1 pseudogene is annotated in these 4,334 nt (G+C 71.6%); it reads left to right on the forward strand.

The annotated features are described in order from the left end of the window. Positions 1 to 9: 9 nt before the first annotated feature. Positions 10 to 4,334, forward strand: a pseudogene (locus tag ACZ4Z1_RS42320) (type I polyketide synthase); the annotation flags it as partial.

Below are 4,334 nucleotides of genomic sequence, written 5' to 3' on the forward strand. Positions count from 1 at the left end.
GGGACCGCCGAGCCCATGGCTCTCCCCGTCCGCCTGGACCTCGCCGCGCTGCGCACACAGGGCGACCCCCAGCCCCTGCTGCGCACCCTCATCCGCACGAGGAACCGCCGTTCCGGCTCCCCCGCGGCCTCCGGCCTCACGCAACGCCTGGCCGGGCTGACCACGGCGGAGCGTCGCGAGGCGCTGCTCGATGTCGTACGCGGTCAGATCGCGACGGTCCTGGGCCACGCGAGCCCGGAGACGGTCGCCCCGGACCGGGCCTTCCAGGACCTGGGCTTCGACTCCCTGACCGCGATCGAACTCCGCAACCAGCTGGGCAGGGCCACCGGACTGCGACTCCCGGCGACGACCGTTTTCGACTACCCGACGGCCGACGCCCTGGCGGGGCACCTGCTGGACGAGCTGTTCGGAGGGGAGGCGGAGACGCCACTCCCGGTGTCCGCTCTGCCGTCCCTGCCGCCTTTGACGGACGATCCGGTCGTCATCGTCGGCATGAGCTGCCGCTTCCCGGGGGGCGTCGCCTCGCCGGAGGACCTGTGGCGGCTGGTGTCCGACGGCGTGGACGCCGTCTCCGGCTTCCCGGGCGACCGTGGCTGGGAGATCGACGACACCTACGACGCCGACCGGGAAGGCGCCATCGCCACCCGTTCCGGCGGGTTCCTGTACGAGGCGGCGGAGTTCGACCCCGAGTTCTTCGGGATGAGCCCGCGGGAGGCGCTGACCACCGATGCCCAGCAGCGGCTGCTGCTGGAAACGGCCTGGGAGGCGTTGGAGCGCACCGGACTGGACCCGGCCACCCTCCGCGGCAGCCGCACCGGCGTCTTCGCGGGTGTGATGTACCACGACTACTCGCAACTGCTCTCCGGGCGCGAGTTCGAGGGGTACCAGGGCAGTGGCAGCGCGGGCAGTGTGGCCTCGGGCCGGGTCTCCTACACCTTCGGCTTCGAGGGCCCGGCGGTCACGGTGGACACGGCATGCTCGTCGTCGCTGGTCGCCCTGCACCTGGCGGCCCAGGCACTGCGCTCCGGAGAGTGCTCCTTGGCGCTCGCGGGCGGTGTGACGGTGATGTCCACCCCGCTGACCTTCGTGGAGTTCACCCGCCAGGGCGGGCTTTCCCCCGACGGGCGCTGCAAGGCGTTCTCCGACGCTGCCGACGGTGTCGGCTGGGGCGAGGGCGTGGGCATGCTCGTGCTGGAGCGTCTGTCGGATGCGCGCCGTAATGGGCATCGGGTGCTTGCGGTGGTGCGGGGCAGTGCGGTGAATCAGGATGGTGCGTCGAATGGTCTGACGGCGCCGAATGGTCCGTCGCAGCAGCGGGTGATCCGGCAGGCGTTGGCGAGTGCTGGTTTGTCGGCTGCGGATGTTGATGCGGTGGAGGCGCATGGCACGGGTACGTCGTTGGGCGATCCGATCGAGGCGCAGGCACTGCTGGCCACTTACGGTCAGGGCCGTCCGGTGGAGCGGCCGCTGAGGCTGGGATCGGTGAAGTCCAACATCGGTCACGCGCAGGCGGCGTCGGGTGTCGCGGGTGTCATCAAGATGGTGCTGGCGATGCGCCATGGTGTGCTTCCGCGGACACTGCACGTCGATGAGCCCTCGACCCATGTGGACTGGGACGCAGGGGCGGTCGAGCTGCTGACCTCTGCTGCTGAGTGGCCGCAGGGGGAGGGGCCGCGCCGTGCGGGAGTCTCCTCGTTCGGTATCAGTGGTACGAACGCGCACGTGATCCTGGAGCAGCCCGAACCGGTCGCGGCCGACGCCGCAGCGGAAGGAGCCGAACCGGACGCCGTCGAAGACGGGACAGCCGGGGCCGGGGCGCCGGTGCCGGTGCTGCTGTCGGGCCGGAGCGAGCCGGCCTTGCGAGCCCAGGCGGCACGGCTGCTGTCCCATCTGGACGGTGAGCTGGGCGGTGAGCCAGGGCCGCGGGTCACGGATGTCGCGTACTCGCTGGCAACGGGCCGCTCGGTGTTCCAGCACCGTGCGGTGATACTGGCCGCGAACCGAGAGGATCTGCTGCGTTCGCTGTCCGCCCTGGCCGAAGGCCGCAGCGACGCTTCCATCGCGGCGCAGGACCGGGCCCGTTCGGGCAAGCTGGCGTTCTTGTTCTCGGGCCAGGGTTCGCAACGCCTCGGCATGGGGCGCGAGCTGCACGCACGCCACCCGGTGTTCGCGGCGGCGTTCGATGCGGTGTGCGCCGCGCTGGATGAGCACCTGGAGCGTCCTTTGCGGGACGTTGTCTGGGGTGAGGACGCGGAGCTGCTGAACCGGACCGCGTACGCCCAGGCGTCCCTGTTCGCGATCGAGGTGGCGCTGTACCGCCTGCTGGAGTCGTGGGGGGTGCGCCCGGACCAGTTGCTGGGGCACTCCGTAGGCGAAATCGCCGCGGCGCATGTGGCGGGCGTTTTCTCCCTCCCGGATGCCTGTGCGCTGGTCGCGGCACGCGGCCGGCTGATGCAGGCCCTCCCTGCCGGCGGGGCGATGGTGGCGATCCGGGCGGCGGAGGACGAGGTTCTTGCGCATCTGACGCCGCAGGTGTCGATCGCGGCCGTCAACGGCCCGTCGTCGGTCGTCGTCTCGGGCGCCGAGGACGCGGTACTCGCCATCAAGACACACTTCGAGGGGGAGGGACGCAAGACCAGCAGGCTGCGGGTCTCGCACGCCTTCCACTCACCACTCATGGAACCCATGCTGGACGACTTCCGCGCCGTCGCCGACGGCATGACGTACGGAACGCCGCGCATCCCCGTGGTCTCGAACGTCACCGGCGAGCCCGCCACCGCGGAGCAGCTGTGCACCGCGGAGTACTGGGTCAGTCACGTCCGCGAGGCCGTGCGGTTCGCCGACGGGGTCGGCGCGTTGCGCGCGCAGGGTGTCGAGGCGTTCCTGGAGCTGGGCCCTGACGGCGCCCTCTCCTCCCTCGCCGTGGAGTCTGCCGCGGACGAGGCGGTAGTGGCCCCTGTCCTGCGCAAGGACCGGCCCGAGGTGCCGGTACTGCTCACGGCCCTGGCACGACTGCACACCCACGGCGTGCCGGTCGACTGGTCCGCCGTCTTCGCCGGTTCGGGTGCGCGGTGGGTGGATCTGCCGACGTACGCGTTCCAGCGTGAGCGGTTCTGGCCGTCGGGTGGGGCGGTGCGTGCGGGCGACGTGCGGTTCGCGGGTCTGGGCTCGGCGGGGCATCCGTTGCTGGGTGCGGCGGTGGAGCTGGCGGGTTCGGGTGGTTTGCTGTTCACGGGCCGGTTGTCGGTGTCCTCGCATCCGTGGTTGGCGGATCATGTGGTGCTGGGGTCCGTCCTCGTCCCCGGCACGGCGTTGGTGGAACTGGTGTTGCGAGCGGCCGATGAGGTCGGCTGTGATGTGGTGGAGGAGCTGACGCTCGCCGCGCCCCTGGTGCTGCCCGCCTCGGGCGGCGCGATGCAGGTGCAGGTGTGGGTGGGGGAGCCGGATGACGGTGGCCGCCGTCCGGTGTCGGTGCATGCGCGTGAGGGCGAGGGCCCGTGGACGCTGCATGCCGGTGGAGCCCTGGCCCCAGCCACCGAAGCCGTGTCGTTCGATACCGCGGTGTGGCCCCCGCAGGGCGCCGAGCCGCTTGAGGTGGCGGGCTGCTACGAGCGGTTCGCGGATGCCGGGTTCGCGTACGGCCCGGTGTTCCAGGGCCTGCGGGCGGCCTGGAAACTCGGCGGGGACATCTACGCCGAGGTGACGCTTCCCGAGGGCACCGACGGTGACGCCTACGGCCTGCACCCGGCGCTCTTCGACGCGGCACTGCACGCGGCGCTCCTGGGCGGCGGGGGAGCGGACGAAGGGGCTGTCCCCTTCGCCTGGAACGGAGTGTCACTGCACGCCGCCGGGGCTTCCCAAGTGAGGGTGCGCATCCGTCCCACCGAGGACGGCACGTCGATCGCCATCGCGGACACGACCGGTGCGCCGGTGGCCTCGGTACGGTCCCTGACCGCGCGCCCGATCACCGTCGGGCAGATGCAGACCGGCGACCGTGATTCCCTCTTCAAGGTCGACTGGGCCGGCATCCGCCTCACCGGCGAGCCCGCGGGCTCCCTCACCCTGCTCGGCAAGGACACCGAGGGCATCCTCAACGGACTCTCGCTCCGGCCGCACGCCGATCTCGACGACCTCGCGGAGGCCGGCGGCCACGACATCGTGCTCGTTCCGCCGACGACCGGGCCCACCGGAACGGTGTCGGCCGTCCACGCCGCGACGGCCAAGGCGCTGGACGTGATCCAGTCGTGGCTGGCGGATGACCGGTTCGCGGCTTCGCGTCTGGTGTTCGTGACGCGGGGTGTGGTGTCGGGTGGGGATCTTGCGGGTGCGGCGGT

It is taken from the genome of Streptomyces sp. NPDC030165 (assembly GCF_055573595.1).